This window comes from Synechococcus sp. UW105 (genome assembly GCF_900473935.1).
Lineage (GTDB): Bacteria > Cyanobacteriota > Cyanobacteriia > PCC-6307 > Cyanobiaceae > Synechococcus_C.
Genome location: NZ_UCNN01000008.1, coordinates 59,536 through 82,213 on the forward strand (window position 1 = coordinate 59,536; position 22,678 = coordinate 82,213).

Genomic DNA, 22,678 nt, shown 5'->3' on the forward strand with positions numbered 1-22,678 from the left:
CATGCCTTATCGCATTTCCCGCCAGGCCTACGCCGAGACCTATGGCCCCACCCGCGGCGATCGCGTCCGCCTCGCCGACACCGAGCTGATTCTCGAGGTTGAGAAGGATTACACCGTTTATGGCGATGAGGTGAAATTCGGCGGCGGCAAAGTGATCCGCGACGGCATGGGCCAGGCCCAAACCTCACGGGCTGGCGGTGCCGTCGACACCGTGATCACCAACGCTCTGATCCTCGACTGGTGGGGGATCGTCAAAGCCGACGTGGGCCTCAAAGATGGTCGCATCGTTGGCATCGGCAAGGCCGGCAACCCCGACACCCAGGAAGGAGTGACGATCGTGGTTGGACCCGGCACCGAGGCGATCGCCGGTGAAGGCCACATCCTTACCGCTGGAGGCATCGACACCCACATCCACTTCATCTGCCCTCAGCAGATCGAAACGGCCCTGGCCAGCGGCGTGACCACCTTGATGGGTGGCGGCACCGGACCGGCCACCGGCACGAATGCCACCACCTGCACTCCCGGTGCGTTTCACATCGCCCGGATGCTGCAAGCCGCCGAAGGCCTGCCGGTGAATCTGGGCTTCTTCGGCAAAGGCAACGCCAGCACGCCGGAAGCCCTCGAGGAGCAAGTGCGCGCCGGCGCCTGTGGACTGAAACTGCACGAAGACTGGGGCACCACCCCGGCGGCGATCGATGCCTGTCTATCCGTGGCAGACCAGATGGACGTGCAGGTCTGCATTCACACCGACACTCTCAATGAAGCCGGATTTGTTGAGGACACGATCGCCGCGATCAAAGGTCGCACGATCCACACCTTCCACACCGAAGGTGCCGGTGGTGGTCATGCTCCAGACATCATCAAGATCTGCGGGGAGGCGAACGTGCTGCCCAGCAGCACCAACCCGACGCGCCCTTACACCCGCAACACACTCGAGGAACACCTCGACATGCTGATGGTGTGCCACCACCTGGATCCAAAGATCCCGGAAGACGTGGCCTTCGCCGAATCACGCATCCGTCGCGAGACGATCGCCGCCGAAGACATCCTGCATGACCTCGGTGCCTTCTCGATCATCGCCAGCGACTCGCAAGCCATGGGCCGCGTCGGTGAGGTGATCACACGCACCTTCCAGACCGCCCACAAGATGAAGCTGCAGCGGGGTGCCCTGCCGGAAGACTCAAACCGCAACGACAACCATCGCCTGAAGCGGTACATCGCCAAAGTGACGATCAACCCGGCTCTGGCCCATGGCATCAGCAGCGAAGTGGGCTCGGTGGAAACCGGCAAATTGGCTGATCTGGTGCTGTGGAAGCCGGGCTTCTTTGGCATCCGCCCGGAGCTCGTGCTCAAGGGCGGCTCAATCGTCTGGGCCCAGATGGGCGATGCCAACGCCTCGATTCCGACCCCCGGACCGGTGCATGGCCGGCCGATGTTCGGTGCCTTCGGCAAAGCCCTCGCTGCCAGTTGCCTCACCTTCGTGAGCAAAGCCGCGATGGACGCCGACATTCAGCGCCAACTGGGGCTGGATCGCACCTGCATGGCTGTTCAAGACACCCGCAACGTTGGTAAAAAATCCCTAAAGCTCAATGCCGCACTCCCAAAAGTGAGCGTGGATCCTCAGACCTATGAAGTCTTCGCCGACGGCGAGCTACTCACCTGCGAACCCGCCGAGGTGTTGCCCCTGGCCCAGCGCTACCTACTGCTTTGAGCACCACCCTGCTGGTGGTCCAACACGTGGACCGTGAAGGGCCGGGCGTGATTGCCGAGCTGGCTAGGGAGCGGGGGATGTCGATCACAACGCTGCGACCAGACCGTGGCGATCCATTCCCGAACCCCGCCGACAGTGCAAACACCGTGGCGCTCGTGCTCGGTGGACCCATGGGGGTGAACGAGCAACATCAGCCTGGGATGGCATGGCTGCAGAGGGAGCTGGACTGGCTCAAGACCTGGCATGCGAGCAAACGTCCCGTGCTCGGCATCTGCCTGGGAGCCCAGCTGCTGGCGACCGCAGCCGGGGGCAGCGTCGAGCCACTGCAGGTTGGCCAACCGCCAACCCCTCTCAAAGAAGTGGGATTGGGTGCCATTCACTGGTGGACCACTGCCGACCAGGAGCCAATGCTGCAGGGTCTGGATGCAAGTGAGATCGTGCTGCACTGGCATGGAGATCGCATCCGGCTACCGCACGAGGCCACCTTGCTCGGCTCATCACTGCACTGTCTCGAACAGGTGTTCCGCATCGACCGTCATGCAATCGGGCTGCAGTGTCACCTGGAGCTGAGCGGCAAGACCATCCACCGTTGGCTCAACGAAGACAAGGATTATGTGGTGAGCGCCCGAGGCGAACAGGGGCTGGACGAACTACAACGCCAATGGAGCCAGTTCGGCCCAAGACTTGAACATCAGGGACGACGCCTGTTCAGCAACGTGCTTGATCAATGGGCAGCCATGAATCAAGACTGAGCAGTCGAGAAGGTAATGAGAATGACAAAACCGATGGTGCTTCTGTGTAATCAACGACATTGAGCCCCGGATGCGTAACAACAGCCACCTGTCGGGACCTAGCTGTTGGCGTTCAATTCCAATGAGCGCGAGCAGCGGTGATGTTCACGGAATACAGACCAACGTCTGGATATGACGAATACTTCTGCCGGCGTGATGAGGCTCCTCGCTCATCTCTCGAGCCTCTGCTGTCCTCTCTGGGGCAGATGGGCATTGCCGAACTCAACCGAAACCATGCCGCCGCCAGTCATCTACTTCGGCGCTTAGGGGCCACCTTTCGCCTCAATGAAAGTGGCATCCATAGCGGCGAACGGATCCTGCCCTTCGATCCGCTTCCACGCCTAATTGGCAGCAGCGAGTGGCAACGTCTCGAACAGGGGCTGATCCAGCGTCTTGAGGCGATCGACTGCTTTCTCGCCGACGTCTATGGCCCCCAACAGATTCTGAAGGACGGAGTAATTCCCCGTTCCGATGTGGAGAGCTCCGCCGGCTGGCGGCCAGACATCCAAGGCATCACCCTGCCCCTGAATCGCTGGTGCCATGTCTCCGGTTTAGACCTGATCCGCGATGGTGAAGGCACCTGGCGAGTCCTGGAGGACAACCTGCGCTGTCCGTCCGGGGTGGCCTACTTCTTGGAAAACAGGCGCGTGATGAAGCGCTTGTTCCCAAGCCTGTTTGAGGGAAGAACGGTGCAACCGATCGACGACTATCCCTCTCACCTGCTGCGCACCCTTCAAGACATCGCTCCCTGGAATGATGCACCTCAAGTGGTGCTGCTCACTCCTGGCGTGTACAACAGCGCCTACTTCGAGCACAGCTACCTTGCACAGCAAATGGGCATTCCCCTCGTTGAGGGGCGCGATTTGGTCTGCGAAGACAGCCGGGTCTGGATGCGAAGCACCAATGGGCTTCGAGCGGTTGACGTCATCTACCGCCGCATTGACGATGATTTCCTAGACCCGACTGTGTTCCGCAGCGACTCAATCCTGGGGATCCCGGGGCTGATTGAGGTGCTGCGTCAAGGCAAGGTGGCCATCGCCAATGCACCAGGCACAGGCGTAGCCGACGACAAACTGATCTACGCCCATGTACCGGCGATGATCCATTACTACCTCGGCGAAGAGCCGATCATCGAGAACGTTCCCACCTACCTGTGCTCTCGCGAGTCAGACCGCCAATACGTTCTCGACCACCTCGAACACCTGGTGGTGAAATCCGTGGCCGAAGCCGGAGGCTATGGAATGCTGATCGGCGCTCAAGCCAGTCGCTCGGAACTCGCCTGCTTCGACGCCAAGATCCGCGCCAATCCGCGCAACTTCATCGCCCAACCGACACTGCAACTCTCCACCGTGCCCTCCCTAAGCGACGGCGAGCTGTATCCATGCCACGTTGATCTTCGCCCTTACGTCCTGCGCGGCAAGAGCAACTGGGTCAGCCCGGGAGGATTAACGCGCGTGGCGCTCAAGCGGGGCTCCTTGGTGGTGAATTCTTCCCAGGGCGGCGGCTGCAAGGACACCTGGATCGTGGATGAGCATCACGTCAGTGCCGGTCACCATCAGGAGGCTGTGCCGTGTTGAGCCGCGTCGCCGATTCCCTCTACTGGATCCATCGCTATCTAGAGAGAGCAGAGAACATCTCCCGCTTTTTAGAAGTCAGTGGGGCCATGGCCCTCGATTGCCCTCCCGGCAGTGCCGAACCCTGGTTGCCCCTGGTCGAAGCCAGCGGCGATCGTCACCGATTTGATCTGGCCTATCCAGCTGGCAGCCCCAGAGAGGTGATCCGCTTTCTGCTCTACGACCTGGACAACCCCAACAGCATCGTGCGCTGTATTTCCAGCGCCCGCGAGAACGCGCGCCAGATTCGTGATGTCATCACGACCGAGATGTGGGAACAGATCAATGATCTGCACTGGAGCTTGCAGGTTGGTGAACCGATCTGGCAGGAGCCGCTGCAAGAGCAGCTGGGCACTATCCGTCGAGGATGCCAGATCTTCTACGGCATCACCGAAGCCAGCCTCAGCCGCGATCTGAGTTGGCTGTTCAGTCAGCTGGGGCGTTTGATCGAGCGCGCCGACAAAACCTCTCGCATCCTCGATGTGAAGTACTTCCTGCTCCTGCCATCACCGGAGGCGGTGGGAGGCGTCCTAGACGAACTGCAGTGGATCACTCTGCTGCGCACCGCCGGTGCCTATCAGATGTACCGCCAGAAGATGCAGCAGGCGATCAATCCGATCTCCGTAGCCAGCTTCCTTCTGCTCGATCCGATTTTTCCCCGCTCGGTGCGCTTCTGCCTACAAGGCATCAACGCCACATTGGAACAAATTCAACAGCAACCTGTGCAGGGGCCTCCAGATGATCTCGACTGTTTGAGCGGTCAACTGCTCGCCCGCTGGAGTTACGTACGCATCGATGCCTTGATCAACGCTGGTCTGCACGAGGCCATCGACCAACTACAGCAAGACCTCAACCGCCTCCACACGCTGATCCAAGCGCGTTACTTCACCACGACTGACCTACGCCCCAACGTCGCCAATCCCGAATGCGTGCTCACATCTTTCACCGCCTGACGTATCAATACGCGGACCCGGTGACGCTGGGGGAACACCGCCTCTGTCTGAAACCTCGGGGCCAGGGATTTCAACGCCTACTCGAGCACCAGCTCATGGTGCTTCCGGAACCAAGCCAGCAAAGGGAACTCTTGGCCGCCAGCGGTGACGAAATCCTCAGACTCAACTTTTTCGGCAGCACCGACCGACTCTGCTTCGAAGCGCGCAGCTGTGTCGAAACACGACCAGCCCCACCCCTCGAGATCTGCTTCAACGGCCTGGAGCCATCCCTTCCCTACCCCCGAGGCCAACTCAATCAGGATCTGCTCGGCGCTCTGGAGGGGTGGCTACCCAATGGCCAACACGAACCTGCGGCGATCGATCTCACCCAGGAGGCGCTGATGGGCAGCAATCAACAGACCCTTGCATTCCTGATGCAACTGATCGGGCTGATCCAAGATCGAGTGAAATACACCCAGCGCCATCTGGGCCCGGCCTGGCCAGCAGGCCGCACACTGCGGGAACGAATTGGTTCATGCCGGGATCTAGCGATGCTGATGGTGACCTGCTGCAGGGTGGTGGGCCTTCCGGCACGGTTTGTGAGCGGCTATCAGCTGCTGGATCCGGCCCCAGAGCACTACGACCTACACGCCTGGGCGGAGGTGTATGTGCCAGGCGCCGGCTGGCGTGGTTTTGACCCCAGTGCCGGCAGTGAAGTGAATGAGCGATACGTCGTCCTGGCCACCTCATCCAAAGCGGCTCTCACCGCAGCGGTCAGCGGCACGTTCAGTGGTCCGCCCCAGACCGAAAGTGAGCTGAGCTGGAGCATCAGCGTCCAGGAGGAGCCAATCCCTGCCAAAGCAGCGAATGCGCTGATTCAGGCGGCCTGAAGCACGGGTCGCACACCATGCAGCAAAGGCTTCGGGGCCGACGCCACAGTTGCTGCCATCAACGCCGGAATGCGAGCACTGTTATACACCCGAAATTCCCGCAGCAAGGACACACCTTGTTCACGCACGGCCTGATTGAGCACCACCGATCCCTCGGCATCAGAAATCGAACGATGGAACGTGCCGGGTGGGATGCGCAGGATGTCGCCACCACTGTTTAAACGAACGATGTGGAAGGGAACATCCCAGGCGAGGTTCACCAAATAGAACGTGCGTCCGCCGCTAGCCGCCAGCAGATTGTCCTCCTGATGGGGATGGAGATAAAACTGCCAGGCCCCTGTCTCCGGGTCGTCCGGAGGACTAACGGCCGGTCCTGAATGAATCACCAGATCACGGGCATTCGACGTCTCCACCGTCACGTCGAAGAAACGCACCGATGGCGTGTCGCGAAACCGTTCATAGGCCAGCAGCTCGAACATGGTGTGAATCCAGTCAAGGCAGCTCTCTTGCTTGGTTGTATCGAAACCGCCCGATCAACGTGGTGGCAACCAACACCCCTTTCACCACGGCTTGCGGCTCAACCGCACTCAGATCAGCCCCCCAGGTAGGCCATCTCCGCATGGGGCGACGGTGAACCCAGCTGGGCCCGCAGCTCACTGAAACGATCCTCCCGTCCATGCCAGGCGGCGGTCAGCACTGCCATCAGGCCGGCGTGATCGGGACGGGGCATCAACCAGCGGCGTAGGTCAAGCCCCTCATTCGCGAACAGACAGGTGAAGGCCAGACCATCGGCGGTGACCCGCAGCCGGTTGCAATCACCACAAAACGGCTCGGTGATGGAGGCAATCACCCCCACAACCCCACCACCATCTCGATAACGCCAACGATTTGCAGTGGCGTGATGAGCACGACCCACAGGCTCGAGCGGCCAGTGACGGTGCAAACGGGCAATCATCTCCGCAGCCGGCACAACCTGCTGCTCGGTCCAGCCGTTGCGATTGCCCACATCCATATATTCGATCAGGCGCAGCTCCAGCTGCTGCTCGCGGGCCAGTGCCGCCAAAGGAATGAGCTGGTCCTGATTGACACCGTTCTGGATCACACTGTTCAACTTCAATTGGCCAAGACGCGGATCGAAGCCAGCCGCCCGAGCAGCCTTGAGAGCTCTCAGCACCTGAGCCAGCAAACGCTCACCCGTGCGCGCCTCCCCAGGCAAACCCGTCATACGCGCCACGCTGATGGCATCAGCTCCATCCAAACTGATCGTGACGCGGTCCAACCCAAGGGCCTTGAGCTGAAGGGCCCGCTGCGGCGTGAGCAGAATACCGTTACTGGTCAAAGTGAGCTGACGCAACTGGTGCAAGGGATCAGAGGGATCGGTACGACCCGCGGCAAGTTGCTCCAGCAATGGCCAAAGCCGATCACTGAGTAAAGGCTCGCCACCAGTGAGCCGCAACGTGTGGGCACCGAGCCGGCAGGCTGCGCGGATCACCGCCAACTGGGCCTCGAGATTCAACAGACCTTCCGGCTCCTTCGCATCCGGGCAACAGTAGGGACAGGCCAGATTGCAGCGAGCGGTCAGCGAGAGGCGCAACACCCCTAGGGGGCGATCCAGCTGATCGATTACAGGAGCCACGGTCATGCCTCTAACGCTGCCAGATCAGCAGGAGCATTCACATTGCGAAGAGCAGCAGCAGGCAGACGAACCGTCTGATGGGGAATCCGATCCAGCCAGCGCAACCAACGTCGATCGTCTTGCTGCAACTGCTGCCGAAGCAGCGGCTGAAACGGTGCACCGGAGGGATAGATGCCCAGTAAGGGTTGCAAGCGTTCGCCATCATCCGCTACGGCCACACGCTGGGGATCGGTCTGCCAGTCATCGATTAACTGCTGCAGCACCGCTGGAGTGAGTAACGGCATATCCACCGGCGCCACCAACAATGGATAACCAGAGTCAACAGCCAAGACCCGCTCCAACGCACGCAAAGGCCCCTGCCAGGGGGGCGATTCCAGCATCACTTGCACCTGAGGCCGTCCATGCAGCAGCGCTTGGTGGGACTGATGTCGGCTCACCACCAAAACCGGCAACTGCAATGCCCGCAGATGATCAACAAGGGTGGGCAACCAGAGGCCACCGCTGGGATGGGAAAGCAATGCCTTATCGCGACCCATCCGTTCACTGGCACCGCCACTGAAAACGCAGGCTGTGAGGCCATCAGATCTCATCACAACAGGTGACCAAACGACCACTGAAGCCAACGGGCAATCGTGCCAAAACATCACGGCAAACATGTAGCAATGATCACCTTTGAAAGATCAATCGCAAGAACTCATTGCATTGATTAGCGTAAATAATGTTTAGCGAGAACCGTTTTCACTTGTTTAGTAGCCGCTGCAACCATTGGAAGGGTAGCGAGTGGCGTTTAATCAATTTGCGAACGGTCCTTTTGTTCAGCGCCGTCTAATTCCATCCTCAGCACTTCTCTTCTGACGCTCGAGGGCACCAAAATTTCACTTTCATGCTTGGCGATCTTTGGTCGTTCCAAGGGAGATATCGAACACTTCATCTCACTTGGATTGCCTTTTTCCTGACGTTCGTCGTCTGGTTCAATCTGGCCCCTCTAGCCACCACAGTACGAGCAGATCTCGGCCTCGAACTCGGCCAGATCCGCACGGTGGCGATCTGCAACGTGGCCCTCACCATCCCAGCTCGGGTGCTGATCGGCATGCTGCTCGACAAATTCGGACCCCGGATTACCTATTCCTCGATCCTGGTCTTCTCGGCCTTTCCCTGCCTGCTGTTTGCCTCCGCTCAGAACTTCAACCAGCTGGTCGTAGCCCGTCTGCTGCTCTCCATTGTCGGCGCCGGCTTCGTGATCGGCATCCGCATGGTGGCTGAGTGGTTCCCGCCCAAAGAAATCGGCCTAGCTGAAGGCATCTACGGCGGCTGGGGCAACTTCGGCTCGGCCTTCTCGGCACTCACCATGGTGTTTCTAGCTGGCGTTCTCTCGTTCTCCGGTGGCTTCGAACTACCAACAGGTGCAGTGCTGAACTGGCGCGCTGCGATCGCCCTCACAGGCATTATCTCTGCCCTTTACGGCGTCTTCTATTTCTTCAACGTCACCGATACACCTCCAGGCAAGGCCTATCAAAAGCCAGAGAAAACCGCTGGATTGGAAGTGACCTCTATGCGTGATTTCTGGGGCCTGCTGGGCATGAATGTCCCCTTTGCTGCGATTCTGTGCGTGCTCTGCTGGCGCCTGCAGAAAGTGGGCTTCCTCACTGCCGCCACCTATCCACTGGCCCTCGGCGCTGTTGCCCTCTGGTTTGCCTTCCAAACCTGGGGCATCATCCGCACCAACCGTGAACTGATCCTGGGCAACAAGGTCTACCCCAAGGAAGACCGCTACGAGTTCCGTCAGGTGGCCATTCTGGAACTCACCTACATCGTCAACTTCGGTTCCGAGCTCGCTGTGGTGTCGATGCTGCCCACCTTCTTTGAAACCACGTTTGATCTGCCAAAAGCGACGGCCGGCATTCTTGCCTCCTGCTTTGCATTCGTGAACCTGATTGCCCGCCCTGCAGGTGGTTTGATTTCCGACAAAGTCGGCAGCCGCAAGAACACCATGGGCTTCCTCACCGCCGGCCTGGGCTTTGGCTACCTGGTGATGAGCATGATCAAACCCGGCACCTTCTCAGGGGCCAGCGGCATCACCGTGGCCGTGGTGATCACGATGCTTGCGTCCTTCTTTGTGCAATCCGGAGAAGGTGCAACCTTTGCCCTAGTCCCTCTGGTGAAGCGTCGCGTCACCGGTCAGGTTGCCGGGCTGGTGGGTGCCTACGGAAATGTCGGTGCTGTGACCTATCTCACCATCTTCAGCCTGCTGCCGATGTGGATGGGTGGTGGTTCAGATCCCTCACCGGAGGTGATCGCCAACTCGAACAGTGCCTTTTTCATGATCCTTGGCATTGCTGGGCTGATTGTGGCCTTCTTCTGCTTCTTCTTCCTGAAGGAACCGAAAGGGTCTTTCGCAGAACTGCATGAAGGAGAAGAAGCGATTCCTGTGCTGGCTGGTCGCTGACCCCTCAAACCCCACAACAAACGCCGCAGATTGCGGCTCCATGGCCTGGGCTAAAAGCCCAGGCTTTTCATTCTCAAAGCCATGACCACACCGTCTGTGCGCAGCCAGTGCCCCTACTGCGGTGTGGGCTGCGGCCTTGAATTGCTCGCTCCAGCCCAACCCGGTCAAGCCGTCAAACGCGATCCCGAAGGCAACCCAATCTGGACCGCGCGCGGCGACCGGCAGCACCCGTCCAGCCTTGGACAGGTGTGCATCAAAGGCGCCACCGTGGGGGAAACCCTCTCCCGCGGACGCCTCCAACAACCGCTCTATCGCGCCAGCCTTGATCAGGACTTCCAGCCGGTGAGCTGGGATACGGCCCTGCAGACGATCACCGATCAGATCCGTACAACCCTGCAAAGCAAAGGCCCTGATGCCATTGCCATGTATGGCTCTGGTCAGTTCCACACCGAGGATTACTACCTCGCCCAGAAACTACTGAAGGGAGCCCTAGGCACCAACAACTTTGATGCCAACTCACGCCTATGCATGAGTTCGGCTGTAGCCGGCTACACCCGCAGCCTCGGCTCCGATGGCCCCCCCTGTTGCTACGAGGACATCGACCATTGCAGTGTGGCCGTGCTGATCGGCACCAACACGGCCGAATGCCACCCGGTGCTGTTCCAACGACTGCTCAAACGCAAAAAACGCAACCCCAACAGCCTCACGATCGTGGTGATCGATCCACGCCAGACCAACACCGCCAAAGCTGCCGACATCCACCTTGCCGTGGCACCAGGCACCGACCTGGCCCTACTCCATGGCATGGCCCATCTCGTGCTGCGGGAGAACGGTCAAGACGTCAGCTTCATCGACCAGCACACCGAAAACTACAAACCATTCTTCGATGTGGTGACCCGCTGGACGCCACGCAAGGTGGCGCGCTTCTGCGGCATTCCCGAGAAACGTCTACGCGACGTCGCCGAATTGTTCCACAGGCGTCAGCGGGTGCTGAGCCTGTGGTCGATGGGCGTGAACCAACGGCGTGAAGGCACCGCTGTGGTACAGGGGCTGATCAACCTGCATCTGCTCAGTGGCCAGATCGGCAAGGAAGGGGCCGGGCCGTTCTCACTCACCGGCCAGCCCAATGCAATGGGTGGGCGTGAAGCCGGCGGGCTGGCCCATCTCCTTCCCGGCTACCGACTGGTGACCAATGCCGAACACCGCAGCCAAGTCGAACAAGCCTGGAACGTTCCAGCAGGGCGAATCTCTCCGATGCCTGGACTCGCCGCCTGGCAGCAGGTGGAAGCCATGGAACGAGGCGAGCTTGAGCTCTGGTGGGTGGCTGCTACCAACCCTCTGGTGAGCATGCCAGACCTGGAACGGGTCAAGGCAGCGATGCAGCGTTGTCCACTGGTTGTGGTCAGCGAGGCCTACGCAGACTCGGAAACATCCCACTACGCCCATCTGCTACTGCCTGCCTCGCAATGGAGCGAGAAGGCAGGCGCCATGACCAACTCCGAACGGCGCGTCACCTACTGTCCGGCCTATCGGCCCCGCCATGGCGACAGCCGGCCCGACTGGGAAGTGTTCGCAGACATCGGACGACGCCTGGGCTTTGTGGATCAGTTCAGCTACCACTCCTCCGCAGAGGTGTATGCAGAATTCACCAGGCTGACCACTGGACGACTCTGTGACATGTCAGGTCTGAGCCATGACCTGCTGGCTCAAGAGGGTCCGCAGCAGTGGCCCTTCCCCCAAGGCAGTGCTCCGACGCAGACCGCGAAACGCCTCTACACCGACCATCACTTCGCCACAGCAACGGGCCGAGCCCGTTTCAGCAACGACAAACCGCTCGGTCTGGCCGAACCCCCATGCAACACCTTTCCACTGGTGCTCACAGTGGGGCGCTACCTCGGGCAATGGCACACGATGACGCGCACCGGCAAGGTGAAACGTCTGCAAACCATGCACCCCGAACCGGTCCTGGAAATCCACCCAGACGATGCCCGCGCTTATCAAGTGGAAGACAAGCAACTCGCAGCGATCAGTTCCCGCCGCGGCCACATCACCGCGAAGGTACAGGTCAGCCCCCGGATCCGTCGCGGCACTGTGTTTTTACCCATGCACTGGGGATTTACTCAGGACAAAGCCTGCGAAGCCAATGTGCTGATGCATGATCAAGCCTGCCCTGTGTCGAAGCAACCGGAGCTGAAGGCCTGCGCTGTTGTCGTGGCGCCAGCAGTGTCCGTCGTCAAACCGGTGGAGCAAGAGATGGGACGACTGAAGGCACTTCGCAACCTGCTCACGCCAGCACTTCACTGAAAGCCGCTTCAAGGTTGTGGTGATCGTGCCCAGGTCGCACCAGCTTGCAGAGAGCGAACCGTTCCAGCTCACTCATCCCTGACCACTGGGCTGGCGTCAACCCAACCCCCCGCGTAGCGGCAGCAGTCAAGACTTCAGCTGGGCATCGATCGGCCTGCTGCCACGCTGCATCCACGATGGGGAGAAGATCCTTCGCCATCCCCTCGGCCATGCCACTGGTGCAGGAACGCAGATGCTCGCGCAACTGCTCTAAAGCGTCAGACGCATCGGGCCAGTCCACCAACTCCTGACGCTGTACCTGGCTGAGAGCAAGCCAGTGATTGAGTTTGAGCTTGAGGCCGATCAGATCCAACTTTCGGCGCACACAGAGGGGAATGCAGCGCCAGTTGCCAATGAAATCCTGCTCAAAAGCAAAACAATGACTGGCCGAATTGTGATGACTGCCCATCAACCAGGAGGGTGAATGGTGTCAATGATGACAACAAAGGAACGCAGAACCAGCGATGTTCACGCTGTTACAAGATTAACGTCGTGCGCTTCGCCCTCTCCCTTGGAATGTTGCTTGGCATCTCCCACGGATGGGTGATGTCTGAGAACTTGGCTCAAAACAAACCGAGCTTCCTGAATACTGGACAAAGCGTTAATTCTGATACTGATTTCTCTCCATTCAGTAGCGGTTCGCACCATTTTTTCTCATACTGAAATTCTGTTGAAGAGTTTCAGGCGTGACTCACACCATTTCGTCCGTCTCAGGCCGCAGTCCCATCACTGTGGCGGCCGGTTTCCTGGGTGCCTTCATCGTCGGTTCCCTTGCCGTGCAGTTGGTTCACAGCCAATCCACCGCGGTTCAAACCGGAGCCGCAGCTGTTGAGCCTGTCGTCGCCAGCCCCGCCACGCTGTGGGCTGCATTGGGAGAACGGGATGCAGTGAGTGAGAGCAGCCGTGTTCCCACCGCCGCCGCCAACGTCCAACCCACCAACGCCACGGCCGCCAACATTGAAGCGGTCAAGGTTGAGGCTGTTGTGGGCTCTGAAGCCACCCTGTGGGCCCCACTCGGAGCGCGCTGATCGAGCACTGATGCCAAGCCAACCACGCCCTCTGCACCGGAACGGGGTTTAGCGTCCCAATCGTCAGGACGCAGAACCGTGGGACTGAATCGACGTTCCTTCCTGCTCGGCAGTGGACTCACAGCCGCCGGACTCGTTGGTTCATGGCTGGGGGAAGCGGACCGTGCTGAAGCTGCTCCCCTCAAGGTCAATACGGCAATTCAGGCAGATGAAACGCCCCGTTCCTGCCAGCCCCAAGACCCTCTGGCAGCCTTGCTCGAGGGCAACGAACGTTTCGCCGCCGCTTGGCAGAGCAACAACACCGCAACGACCATGGCGGCAAGGGCTGAGGCCATGTCCAGCCTATGGACCAAGGGTTGCTATCTACCAGGCGACACGCTGACAACAGGCCAGGCCCCCTGGGCTTCCATTCTCAGCTGCGCCGATTCACGCGTATCTCCGGAATGGATCTTCGATGCTGCCCCAGCGGATCTGTTCGTGATCCGCAGCGCAGGCAACACCGCATTTGATAACGCCATCGCCTCGCTCGAATTCGGCGTGGCCACGCTCCACACACCGTTGATCATGGTGATGGGTCACAGCGACTGCGGCGCTGTCAAAGCAGCCCGCCACAGCGCCCCTCTCACTCCACTGCTGGAGCAACTGGTGAAACCGATCCGGGCCAGCCTCAGCCCAGGGAACACTCTGGCAACAGCGATCAAACGCAACGCCGGCTTCGCCGCCAAACAACTCACACAACGCAGCCGGGTGCTGGCCGATGCAGAGGTCGATGGCCGTCTCACGATCGTGGTTAGCTACTTCGACATCCTGTCGGGCAAAGTCAGCCTGGTCTGATCTGCCAGGCTGAATCGATAAGCACGACCTCCGGCATCGGATGGGTGAAAACCTCAGCCACCTCAACCAGCAAGGTGAGGTGCACATGGTGGAGGTGGGCGACCGCTCCGCCTCACGACGCGAAGCCGTCGCTGAAGGCAGGATCAGGATGGCAACAGACACCCTGGCCCTGATTCAACGCGGCGAAACCCCGAAAGGTGATCTACTGGCGGTGGCGCGTGTGGCCGCGATTCAAGCTGCCAAACACACCTGGGAGCTGATCCCGCTCTGCCATCCACTCCCTCTCAGTGGCATCGATGTCTGCATCGAACCCGATCAGGAGCTGCCAGGGCTCCGCCTCACCTGCAGCTGTCGCACCACCCACCAAACCGGTGTGGAGATGGAGGCAATGACGGCTGTCTCGGTGGGACTCCTCACCCTCTACGACATGCTCAAGGCCGTGGATCCGGCGATGACCATCGAAGCCATTCAGCTGCTGCGCAAGCAAGGAGGCCGTAACGGTGTCTGGATCCGCTGAGCCCTATGGCCCCGAAGGGTTGCCCTTGGAGGACGCCCGCCAACGGATCTTGGAGGCGATCCAACCCCTCACCGATCTCGAAACGCTTGCACTGGCTGATGCCCTGGGACGGGTCAGTGCCGAACCAACCGTGGCTCAAGAAGCCGTACCCGGCTTCAGGGCCTCAATGATGGATGGCTATGCCCTTGGTCAAGCCACTCAACCAGCACAAGGAGAGCGATGGAGTCTGCGCGGACGCGCCGTCGCCGGGCAGCCATTCCAAGGAAGTCTTGGCGCCGGAGAAGCGATCAGAATTCTGACGGGAGCCCCCCTCCCTCAAGGAGCCGACTGGGTGCTGCCCCAGGAACTGGTGAGGGAGAACGACCAGGCCATCACGCTGGTGCAAGAGGCCTCCGACAGGCCATGGATCCGCGCAGCGGACGAGGAGTGCCGCGCCGATGACGTTCTTCTGGAAGCAGGGCATCGACTCGGGCCAGCGGATCTAGCCCGACTGGCTAGCTGCGGCATTGCCGATCTCAAGGTGCACCGGCAAGCAAAGATCGGAATGCTGATCAGTGGTGACGAACTGGTGCCAGCCGGCAGCATCCGCCCTGCGGGTGCGATCTGGGAAAGCAACGGCACCCTTCTGGAGACGATGCTGCGCAAGCTTGGCCACAACGTTCACGACCGTCGCGTCGTGCCAGACCAACCGGAAGCACTCCGCAGCAACCTCAGCGACCTTGCAGCCGTCTCCGATGTGGTGGTGACCACAGGGGGTGTCTCCGCTGGGGATAGCGATTGGATCCGTCCTCTGGTAGCGGAACTGGGCAGCGTCGACTTCTGGAAACTGTTCCTGCGGCCAGGGCGCCCCTTTGCCTTTGGAACATTGGGCCATGGGGTGCCGTTCTTCGGTCTACCGGGCAATCCGGTGGCAGCAGCCATCACTGCGTTGCAACTGCTCTGGCCTGCCCTGCAGCGACTGGAAGGACAAGCCTCACCCGAACTCTTCCCTCGATTACGAGTGGAACTGGCGGATCCATTACAACGACGCCCAGGCAGGCCTGAACTGGCCCGAGCACGCTTGGAAAGCAACGCTCAGGGAAAGCTGCTGGCGCGGCTGAATGGATCCCAAGCCTCCTCCCGGATCAGTTCTCTGCACCAAGCCGATCTCCTCTTAGAAGTGCCCGCCGACGCTGGAACGATCGACGTCGGCACACCACTCTGGGCCCAGCTGGTGCGGACAAGACTGCTCTAATTAGATCCGAGTGGCCTGAAAAGTGGACCGGTGCCAGGCCGTCAGTGTTCCAGCTGAATCAAAAAGAATGCTGACCTGCTGAAACAAGGCTGGTCCGAGCAGACCACCGATCTCAAGCCGAAAGGCTGCGTTGGGCAGCTGCTCTGGAACGGAGAACACCAACCCATCGGCCATCACAACGGAACAGTCATGGCGAAGCAACTGTTTCGGGTCAAACACCACCGGCTGAGGGGCACTGGGCTGTCCCTGGATGGCCTCGCTGGGGGTGAGGCGTTCCGAACTTCCCTGCCAACCCCGCAACGGTTCCAACAACGCCTCAGGTGAAGCGCAGATCGGGCGCTCAGGCTCCACGGATTGACCCTGCAGACAACGGAAGCCAACCGCGCCAACGACCTGCAGCCGCCAATGGTGATCGATCGGCTCCCAGATGAGCACAAGCATCGAACGGGAACGAGCCTGAAACAGATTGATTTCGTGGCCGAACCGGGATGCTCCAGCATCCAAGCGTCGGCTGGACTGACCGCCAGCACCAGCGAACTGCCAGCAACCACCGCCAGCGTTGTAAGAGTCACGGCTGATGGCGTAGGTGGCCTTGCCATCCGGCGCGAAGAACAAGCCTGATCCATCCCAAACGCCCGTGTCCTCATCGCTGAAGCTGATGGCATATCGCGTTGGCGTGATCACCCGTGTCGGTGTCGCGAAGTTCAGATCTCCTTCCGAATCACGCACGTGCCAGCAACCCCGGCCCTGCCAGCAACCCTCGAAATTGAGCCGGTTGAGAGTCCACTGATTCGTCATGGTCGGCTCCTCCCTGACCAATCAAGATTCCTAGTGTCGGGTCTAGAGCCATCCATTCCATGGGACTGACCATCGTCGGTTGCGGGTTTGTCGGGCTCGCACTGGCCCGTCAACTGCAACCCCGCCGTTCGCACCTGCCACTGACCCTGACGACCACACGCGAGGAGCGACGCCACGAGCTCGCGGCGCTGAGTGATGGCGTGATGGTCTGTGACGCCACGAACCCAACCCAACTGCTGAGAGCTCTGAACAAGAGCCGCCGCGCTGTGTTCTGTCTTGGTCCTAAAGGGGATCGTCAGGTCAATGAGGACGGCTACCGGCAGACCTTCATCGCAAGCTTCACGTGTTTGCAGTCACTGTTGCCACAGTTACCTGATCTCCAACAAATCCTCTATACGAGCAGTTGCTCGATCTACGGCAACGCTGATGGCGGCTGGGTTGATGAAGCAGCTCCACCCGATCCCAGGAATGGTCATGCGCAGGTACTGGTGGAGAGCGAACAACTGATTGGAGCCATGGCTGATGGAAGACGAAACGTTTGCATCCTTCGGCTCGGCGCCCTGTATGGTCCGGGGCGAGATCTAGACACCCGACTCAAGGGCCTGGCAGGCCGCGAACAGTCCAGCGATGGACAGCAGTTCACCAACTGGATTCATGTGGAGGATGCCGCAGGCGCCTTGATCGCTGCCATGGACGGAGAATGGAATGGTGTCGTCAATGTGGTGAACGACGCACCGATCTGCCTCAAGGATCTTGTCGATCACAGTCTGCGCAGACAGGGACTGGATCCGGTGCAATGGGGCAGAAGCGCAAACCAACGGCTCTGCAGTCGACGCATCAACAATGAACGGCTCAAAGCACTCGGATACCAACTCCAACACCCAACCCTGCACTCTCAGAGTGGGGTGTTCCCGCTCAGCCAGGCGCCCTGATCACCGCACCACTCCCGTTTCCAAAACGGGGCGTCATGTTTGAGGGCCTCAATCAGCTCGTTGCAGCAACGCTGGGCAGGGCCGCGGCGATCCGCCTGCACCACAACTAAAACGATCACTTCACCCGGGGAAAGGCGACCAACCCGATGGAGCACGAGCACCGCACCAGCGCCATGGAGCTGACGCAGCCTCTCCGCATCCTCATCAATGCGGCGCTCGCACATGCCCGGGTAATGCGTGAGTTCAAGGGCATCAAGATGTGCTCCCTGCGCACTCTCCGGACGCACCCGGCCAATGAATACAGCGCTAGCAGCAAACCCATCACAGCAGGACTCCAACCGCTGCCATGGAGAGAATGGCTCTGGGTGAATCTCCACCTGAACAGCCTTGGGCCTCTCAGACTGCTGAGCCTTCGCGTCCCCCATCTCAGCCACCGGTGAAGGGAGGCAGAAAGGCGAGTTCGTCACCAGCATGGAGCTGCTGATCCGGATCAACCAGTTGCTGATTCACCGCCACGCGCACTGCGGCAGGTAACGCTCCCAACTCCAGAGCCATCCAAAGCTGCAACGCCGTTTGCGGACCATCAACAGCGAGAGGCATGCGTTTCTCCTCCCATCCCGCCTGGTCCCGCAATGCCGCAAACAGCAGCACACGCACCGATCCCGAATCGTCATGCGGCATCACAGCCTGCAGGCGAGCTTCCATCGTTTTAGCGTCGACTACAGCTTTGCTTGCCAACTCTGACTCTCAGAATCGCCCTTCTCACAGTTTCCGATCGCCGCACCATCGCCGATGACGACAGTGGGCATTGCCTGGAGCAGAGGCTGGGAGCCGCAGGCCATCTCCTGGCGGAACGTGCGATCTGTCCAGATGATCGTTATCGGGTCAGAGCTGTGGTGAGCGGCTGGATTGCCGCACCAAACGTGGATGTGGTGATCACGAGTGGCGGCACAGGACTCACCGGCCGTGATGGCACTCCGGAGGCCATCACCCCCCTGCTGGACAAAAGCATCGATGGCTTCGGTGAGCTGTTCCGCATGCTGTCGTTCGAGACGATTGGCACAAGCAGCCTGCAGAGCCGCTGTCTGGCGGGGGTAGCCAACGGCACGATCGTGTTTGTCTTGCCAGGATCCCTCGATGCCGTGGAAACAGCATGGGACCGCTTGATCAAGTTGCAGCTCGACAGCACGACCAAGCCCTGCAACCTCGTACAGCTACTACCAAGACTGCGCGAACCAGTTGATCAACCCGCCACGTCCTAGAAGGGAATCGGCATCGTGACCGCCGCGGGTTCTGGAGCACAGGCATCAATCCGATGGTCAACCACCTCCCCCACCACCACAATCGATGGGGATGCAAAGGCCTGAGCCCGTGCCTCCTCCGCCACCACTGCCAGCGTCGAGGTGAGGCAGCGCTGCCCCGCAACCGTGCCCTGCTGGATCAAGGCCACGGGAGTATCCGCGGCCAAGCCTCCAGTGATCAGCTCCTCAGCGATCCGCGGCAGATTATGCAAACCCATATAAATCACCAAGCCGTCAGTCGCCGTGGCAAGCGCCCGCCAATTCACTGAAGGACGCCTCTTGTCGATCTCCTCATGGCCGGTGACAAAGGTCACCGAAGAGCCAGCTCGGCGATGGGTGACTGGAATACCGGCATAGGCAGGAGCTGCGATCCCAGCGGTCACGCCAGGCACCACTTCCACACCAATGCCACGCGCAGCCAGATGGGCCGCTTCCTCGCCACCACGTCCGAACAGAAAGGGATCGCCTCCCTTAAGTCGCACCACACAACGATGTCGGTGGGCCAGTTCCACCAACACTGCATTGGTGCTCGGCTGCGGCACAGAATGATGGCCGCGGCGCTTTCCCACGAAATGGCGCTCACACCCTTCTGGCACGAGGTCGAGCACCTCCTTGGGCACGAGTGAGTCGTACACCAGGGCATCGCAGGCGGCCAGCAATCGATGCGCCTTGAGGGTCAACAACTCCGGATCACCGGGCCCAGCTCCCACCAGATAGACAGTGCCCTGAGACGAATCAGTCACGACAGAAGAGAAAGCAGAGAAACCAGACCGGCGCGGAGCTGAGGATCGTCAAGCAGCGAAGACACTCCACCAGCCTGCCGCAGCGCCTCCGCCATCCGATTCGGGGCCAGGGCCAGAGGTAAAGGCCAAGCGGCGGGATGCTGCTGGAGGTACTCCTCCCATGCATCGAACGCCACCAGGGCACAGCCAAGCTTCTCTTCAAGCATGTCGAGATAACGATCCGCCAAGCCCGGTCTCAGAGGGTGATGCACCACCACCGCAGAGCGACCATCACGCTCCAGTGCAGCGATCCAACGGCGCAACAGATCCCACCACTGCGGCCATGCGCCCAGAAAGGGCAACAACGTCACGCTGCCACCCGCCTGGCGCATCCGCTCTCGGATCTGCGGCACATCACTACGAGCATGAGTCCCCGGCAGCAGAAGCAACGGCAAAAGCCAATAAGAGCGCTGCGGATCCGTGGCTAGAGGTGCTGCCGTAAGTGCCTCCACCTCCACAGGGGCACGTCGAAGCCGGGCCAGGTCGTCAGCCAAGCGGATCAAACACTGGGGAATCTCACCCCCACGACGGCCATGCACCACCAGTCTGATCACCGCAGGCTCTCGATCCACTGGCACGGCCGCAAACCGTGCCGAGGAACACCCAAACGGAGCATTCCGTAACAACGGCAACGGATGATCCGCCCCCTGCACTGTTGAAGTCGAACGATCGTCAGCCATGACCATCGCATCATGCCCAGCCAGAGACGCAGACCGGCCCAAGCACAACGACGACCAAGCATGCAAGCCAGCTCCCGGCGTGAACAAGCCTGGGAAGACGAGATGGTCGACGCTAGGCGCCAAAGGCGCAACAGATCCCCGATCGAGAGTGAGGAGGGGTACTGGGACAGGCATGACCGCGGACACTACCCCCGCTCCAACCAACGCTCGGAATTCGACCGGGACCTGGCAGCGATGGGCAAGGTTTGGTCGATGATCCGCCAGGGTGCCGCGCGCATGCTGGGCGAAATAGGCCGTCAGTACTGATTGGTGGTGGCGTTCAGGCATGGGGCTATCGAGCCAGAAAGCCCAGCACCTCCTTGTATCCAATCACACCAAAAATCAAGGACAACAAACACTGCGTTTTGTTCGATCCGCTACCGCGCAAGCACTAGGCCGATCGCTAAACAACCGTTCACAGCTTTACCGAACTAATCGGCACTGCTTGCTCGATATTTCGAGATTGCCCCTCACTGCCAAGACCGATATCGAGCTCGAAGCTCGTCTATCTCCCCCCCCCCAGTTATGACCAGCAGCGCTCCCTCCAGAACCTATCTGGAAGGCAAAAAACTGAACAAGATCGAGCAAAACAAGGCTGCCAAGGATGGCTTGCTCGTGGGCAGCGAGATTGAGAAATTCGCAGAGATGGGTTGGGAGCAGGTGGATGAAACCGACCTACAGCTTCGCCTTAAGTGGTACGGCATGTTTTGGCGGCCGAAGACACCAGGCAAATTCATGCTTCGCCTCAGGGTGCCGAACGGCATCTTGTCCGCCCAGCAGCTGCGCGTCGTTGGTTCGATTGTCGAGCGCTACGGCGAAAACGGCAGTTGTGATATCACCACCCGCCAGAACCTGCAGCTCAGAGGAGTGCTGCTGAGCGACCTACCAGAAATTCTCAAACGACTGAAGGAAGCCGGACTAAGCACCATTCAATCGGGATTTGACAATCCCCGAAACGTCACGGGCAATCCCCTGGCAGGCATTGATCCGCAAGAGATTGTGGATACGCGACCCTATACCCATGAACTCAATCAATTCCTCACCAACAATGAAGAGGGAAATCCTGAATACTCCAACCTTCCACGCAAGTGGAACACAGCCGTAGCCGGATCAAAAGACAACTTCCTCCTCCACAACGACATCATCTTTCATCCGGTTGAGAAGGATGGGGAGCTTGGATTCGGTGTGTGGGTTGGAGGCGTTTTGTCCTCCCAGATGAACGCCTATGCCCTGCCGCTCAACGCATGGGTCAAACCTGACGAACTCTGCAAAATCACTGACGCGGTCATCCGCCCTTGGCGTGACAACGGCGAGCGTGACAAGCGCCCCAAGGGTCGCTTCCGCCTCTACCTCGACCAAGTCGGGCTGGATCAGTTCCGCACCTTGGTTGAGGAGCACTTCGGTCCACTCACCCCAGACCCAGGCTCGGTGTTCGATCAGACCCCGCGCTCTCACTACGGGATCCATCCCCAAAAGCAAGAAGGCCTGAACTTTGCTGGCCTGCACGTACCCGTCGGACGACTTAGAGCCGATGACTTGCAAGACCTGGCAAGCGCCAGCCTCCAATACGGCAATGGCGAGGTGCGCCTCACCGAGGACCAGAACGTGATCCTCGTGGGAGTCCCGAACGCGCAAATCAAACCATTGGAAGCTGATCCACTGCTGAAGCGTTTCCCGCTTCAGCCACAGGCAGTAGCAGCAGGCACCGTTTCCTGTACAGGAAACAGTTACTGCGGCTTTGCTCTCACCAACACCAAGGATCAAGCTCTTGCATTATCCAAGACACTTGACGCGGAGATCAACCTTCCGGACGAAGTCAAGATCCACTGGACGGGCTGTCCTAATAACTGCGGACAAGCAGATATGGGAGCAATCGGCCTTACCGGAACCAAAACAAAAAATAGTGAAGGTGTGATGGGTGAAGGCTACAAAATCACGATTGGTGGCTCTCAAGGCAGTGACCCGACAATGGGATCAGTGCTACACAAAGCCATTCCAGCAGATGAAATTCAAACTGTGTTGAAACAGCTACTCATCGAACAATTTGGAGCAACACCCAAACCTGCCCCCAGCACCAATTCTGAGCCCAAGGGAGGCACTGATTTCTTCTCCCGATTTATGAATCGCATTAGTAACTAAGCCAAAAACGAAACTCAAAATCGAACAAGCCG

General features: G+C 59.8%; 24 protein-coding genes. 15 read left to right on the plus strand and 9 right to left on the minus strand.

Annotated features, from left to right (window positions below; all coding sequences use genetic code 11):
* Window position 1: 1 nt before the first annotated feature.
* The 5 genes from ureC to DXY16_RS02430 all read left to right on the plus strand — a co-directional run bounded on the left by ureC (window position 2) and on the right by DXY16_RS02430 (window position 5,937).
* Window positions 2-1,711, plus strand: a complete 1,710-nt coding sequence (gene ureC, locus DXY16_RS02410; protein ID WP_115119174.1) for an urease subunit alpha — start codon at window positions 2-4, stop codon at window positions 1,709-1,711.
* Window positions 1,708-2,463 (plus strand): type 1 glutamine amidotransferase, encoded by a 756-nt coding sequence (locus DXY16_RS02415; RefSeq protein ID WP_115119175.1) that lies wholly within the window; start codon window positions 1,708-1,710, stop codon window positions 2,461-2,463. The genes ureC and DXY16_RS02415 overlap by 4 nt, the downstream gene beginning before the upstream one ends.
* Before the next feature lie 140 nt (window positions 2,464-2,603).
* Entirely contained in the window at window positions 2,604-4,079 is a 1,476-nt protein-coding gene (locus DXY16_RS02420; RefSeq protein ID WP_115119176.1) for a circularly permuted type 2 ATP-grasp protein, read from the plus strand.
* Complete coding sequence (locus DXY16_RS02425; protein ID WP_115119177.1) at window positions 4,073-5,068, plus strand: alpha-E domain-containing protein; 996 nt, start codon at window positions 4,073-4,075, stop codon at window positions 5,066-5,068. Before DXY16_RS02420 ends, DXY16_RS02425 begins: the two co-directional genes overlap by 7 nt.
* The gene (locus DXY16_RS02430) at window positions 5,041-5,937 is read left to right on the plus strand and encodes a transglutaminase family protein (RefSeq protein ID WP_115119178.1); all 897 of its coding nucleotides are present in this window, start codon (window positions 5,041-5,043) and stop codon (window positions 5,935-5,937) included. The genes DXY16_RS02425 and DXY16_RS02430 overlap by 28 nt, the downstream gene beginning before the upstream one ends.
* Here DXY16_RS02430 and DXY16_RS02435 read toward each other — a convergent pair.
* From DXY16_RS02435 to DXY16_RS02445, 3 genes are all read right to left on the minus strand, one after another.
* A complete protein-coding gene (locus DXY16_RS02435; RefSeq protein WP_115119179.1) occupies window positions 5,925-6,416 on the minus strand; it encodes a redox protein in 492 nt (163 codons plus the stop codon). The two genes, DXY16_RS02430 and DXY16_RS02435, sit on opposite strands and share 13 nt — an antisense overlap.
* A gap of 113 nt (window positions 6,417-6,529) precedes the next feature.
* On the minus strand, window positions 6,530-7,579 hold the full coding sequence (locus DXY16_RS02440) for a GTP 3',8-cyclase MoaA (protein WP_115119180.1): 1,050 nt from the start codon (window positions 7,577-7,579) through the stop codon (window positions 6,530-6,532).
* On the minus strand, window positions 7,576-8,163 hold the full coding sequence (locus DXY16_RS02445) for a molybdenum cofactor guanylyltransferase (RefSeq protein WP_115119410.1): 588 nt from the start codon (window positions 8,161-8,163) through the stop codon (window positions 7,576-7,578). Before DXY16_RS02445 ends, DXY16_RS02440 begins: the two co-directional genes overlap by 4 nt.
* Window positions 8,164-8,456: 293 nt before the next feature.
* On the opposite strand from DXY16_RS02445, the gene DXY16_RS02450 reads away from it, so the two are divergent.
* Complete coding sequence (locus DXY16_RS02450) at window positions 8,457-10,019, plus strand: NarK family nitrate/nitrite MFS transporter (protein ID WP_115119182.1); 1,563 nt, start codon at window positions 8,457-8,459, stop codon at window positions 10,017-10,019.
* Between the two features lie 81 nt (window positions 10,020-10,100).
* Window positions 10,101-12,323: a nitrate reductase gene (locus DXY16_RS02455; RefSeq protein ID WP_115119185.1), complete on the plus strand. Its 2,223-nt coding sequence runs from the start codon at window positions 10,101-10,103 to the stop codon at window positions 12,321-12,323.
* Here the strand turns inward: DXY16_RS02455 and DXY16_RS02460 are convergent.
* Window positions 12,304-12,771 (minus strand): nitrate reductase associated protein, encoded by a 468-nt coding sequence (locus DXY16_RS02460; RefSeq protein WP_115119187.1) that lies wholly within the window; start codon window positions 12,769-12,771, stop codon window positions 12,304-12,306. The two genes, DXY16_RS02455 and DXY16_RS02460, sit on opposite strands and share 20 nt — an antisense overlap.
* Window positions 12,772-13,048: 277 nt before the next feature.
* Here DXY16_RS02460 and DXY16_RS02470 point away from each other — a divergent pair, with 277 nt between their 5' ends.
* The 4 genes from DXY16_RS02470 (at window position 13,049) to glp (ending at window position 15,975) form a co-directional block, all read left to right on the plus strand.
* Window positions 13,049-13,390, plus strand: a complete 342-nt coding sequence (locus DXY16_RS02470; protein ID WP_115119189.1) for a hypothetical protein — start codon at window positions 13,049-13,051, stop codon at window positions 13,388-13,390.
* 78 nt (window positions 13,391-13,468) lie between these two features.
* Window positions 13,469-14,224 (plus strand): carbonic anhydrase, encoded by a 756-nt coding sequence (locus tag DXY16_RS02475; protein ID WP_115119191.1) that lies wholly within the window; start codon window positions 13,469-13,471, stop codon window positions 14,222-14,224.
* A 40-nt stretch (window positions 14,225-14,264) separates the two neighbouring features.
* Window positions 14,265-14,741 (plus strand): cyclic pyranopterin monophosphate synthase MoaC, encoded by a 477-nt coding sequence (gene moaC / locus DXY16_RS02480; protein ID WP_115119193.1) that lies wholly within the window; start codon window positions 14,265-14,267, stop codon window positions 14,739-14,741.
* Window positions 14,725-15,975, plus strand: coding sequence for a gephyrin-like molybdotransferase Glp (glp, locus tag DXY16_RS02485; protein ID WP_115119195.1), 1,251 nt, complete (start codon window positions 14,725-14,727; stop codon window positions 15,973-15,975). Before moaC ends, glp begins: the two co-directional genes overlap by 17 nt.
* Here glp and DXY16_RS02490 read toward each other — a convergent pair whose 3' ends face one another.
* Window positions 15,976-16,773: a hypothetical protein gene (locus DXY16_RS02490; RefSeq protein WP_115119197.1), complete on the minus strand. Its 798-nt coding sequence runs from the start codon at window positions 16,771-16,773 to the stop codon at window positions 15,976-15,978. It lies immediately after the preceding gene.
* Between the two features lie 59 nt (window positions 16,774-16,832).
* Between DXY16_RS02490 and DXY16_RS02495 the strand changes: the two genes are divergently transcribed.
* Window positions 16,833-17,705 (plus strand): NAD-dependent epimerase/dehydratase family protein, encoded by an 873-nt coding sequence (locus DXY16_RS02495; RefSeq protein WP_115119199.1) that lies wholly within the window; start codon window positions 16,833-16,835, stop codon window positions 17,703-17,705.
* Here the strand turns inward: DXY16_RS02495 and DXY16_RS02500 are convergent.
* A complete protein-coding gene (locus DXY16_RS02500; RefSeq protein ID WP_115119201.1) occupies window positions 17,669-18,130 on the minus strand; it encodes a molybdenum cofactor biosynthesis protein MoaE in 462 nt (153 codons plus the stop codon). The two genes, DXY16_RS02495 and DXY16_RS02500, sit on opposite strands and share 37 nt — an antisense overlap.
* A gap of 1 nt (window position 18,131) precedes the next feature.
* Window positions 18,132-18,410 carry a MoaD/ThiS family protein gene (locus tag DXY16_RS02505; RefSeq protein WP_244281497.1) on the minus strand — a complete coding sequence of 93 codons (279 nt, stop codon included), beginning with the start codon at window positions 18,408-18,410 and terminating at the stop codon, window positions 18,132-18,134.
* A gap of 35 nt (window positions 18,411-18,445) precedes the next feature.
* Between DXY16_RS02505 and moaB the strand changes: the two genes are divergently transcribed.
* A complete protein-coding gene (gene moaB, locus DXY16_RS02510; RefSeq protein WP_115119414.1) occupies window positions 18,446-18,967 on the plus strand; it encodes a molybdenum cofactor biosynthesis protein B in 522 nt (173 codons plus the stop codon).
* Here the strand turns inward: moaB and cobA are convergent.
* Window positions 18,964-19,749, minus strand: a complete 786-nt coding sequence (cobA, locus tag DXY16_RS02515; protein ID WP_115019096.1) for a uroporphyrinogen-III C-methyltransferase — start codon at window positions 19,747-19,749, stop codon at window positions 18,964-18,966. The genes moaB and cobA overlap by 4 nt on opposite strands.
* Entirely contained in the window at window positions 19,746-20,468 is a 723-nt protein-coding gene (locus DXY16_RS02520) for a CbiX/SirB N-terminal domain-containing protein (RefSeq protein WP_244281498.1), read from the minus strand. Before DXY16_RS02520 ends, cobA begins: the two co-directional genes overlap by 4 nt.
* Before the next feature lie 60 nt (window positions 20,469-20,528).
* Between DXY16_RS02520 and DXY16_RS02525 the strand changes: the two genes are divergently transcribed.
* Complete coding sequence (locus DXY16_RS02525) at window positions 20,529-20,774, plus strand: hypothetical protein (protein WP_115119203.1); 246 nt, start codon at window positions 20,529-20,531, stop codon at window positions 20,772-20,774.
* A 258-nt stretch (window positions 20,775-21,032) separates the two neighbouring features.
* Complete coding sequence (locus DXY16_RS02530) at window positions 21,033-22,646, plus strand: ferredoxin--nitrite reductase (RefSeq protein WP_115119205.1); 1,614 nt, start codon at window positions 21,033-21,035, stop codon at window positions 22,644-22,646.
* Window positions 22,647-22,678: the final 32 nt, after the last annotated feature.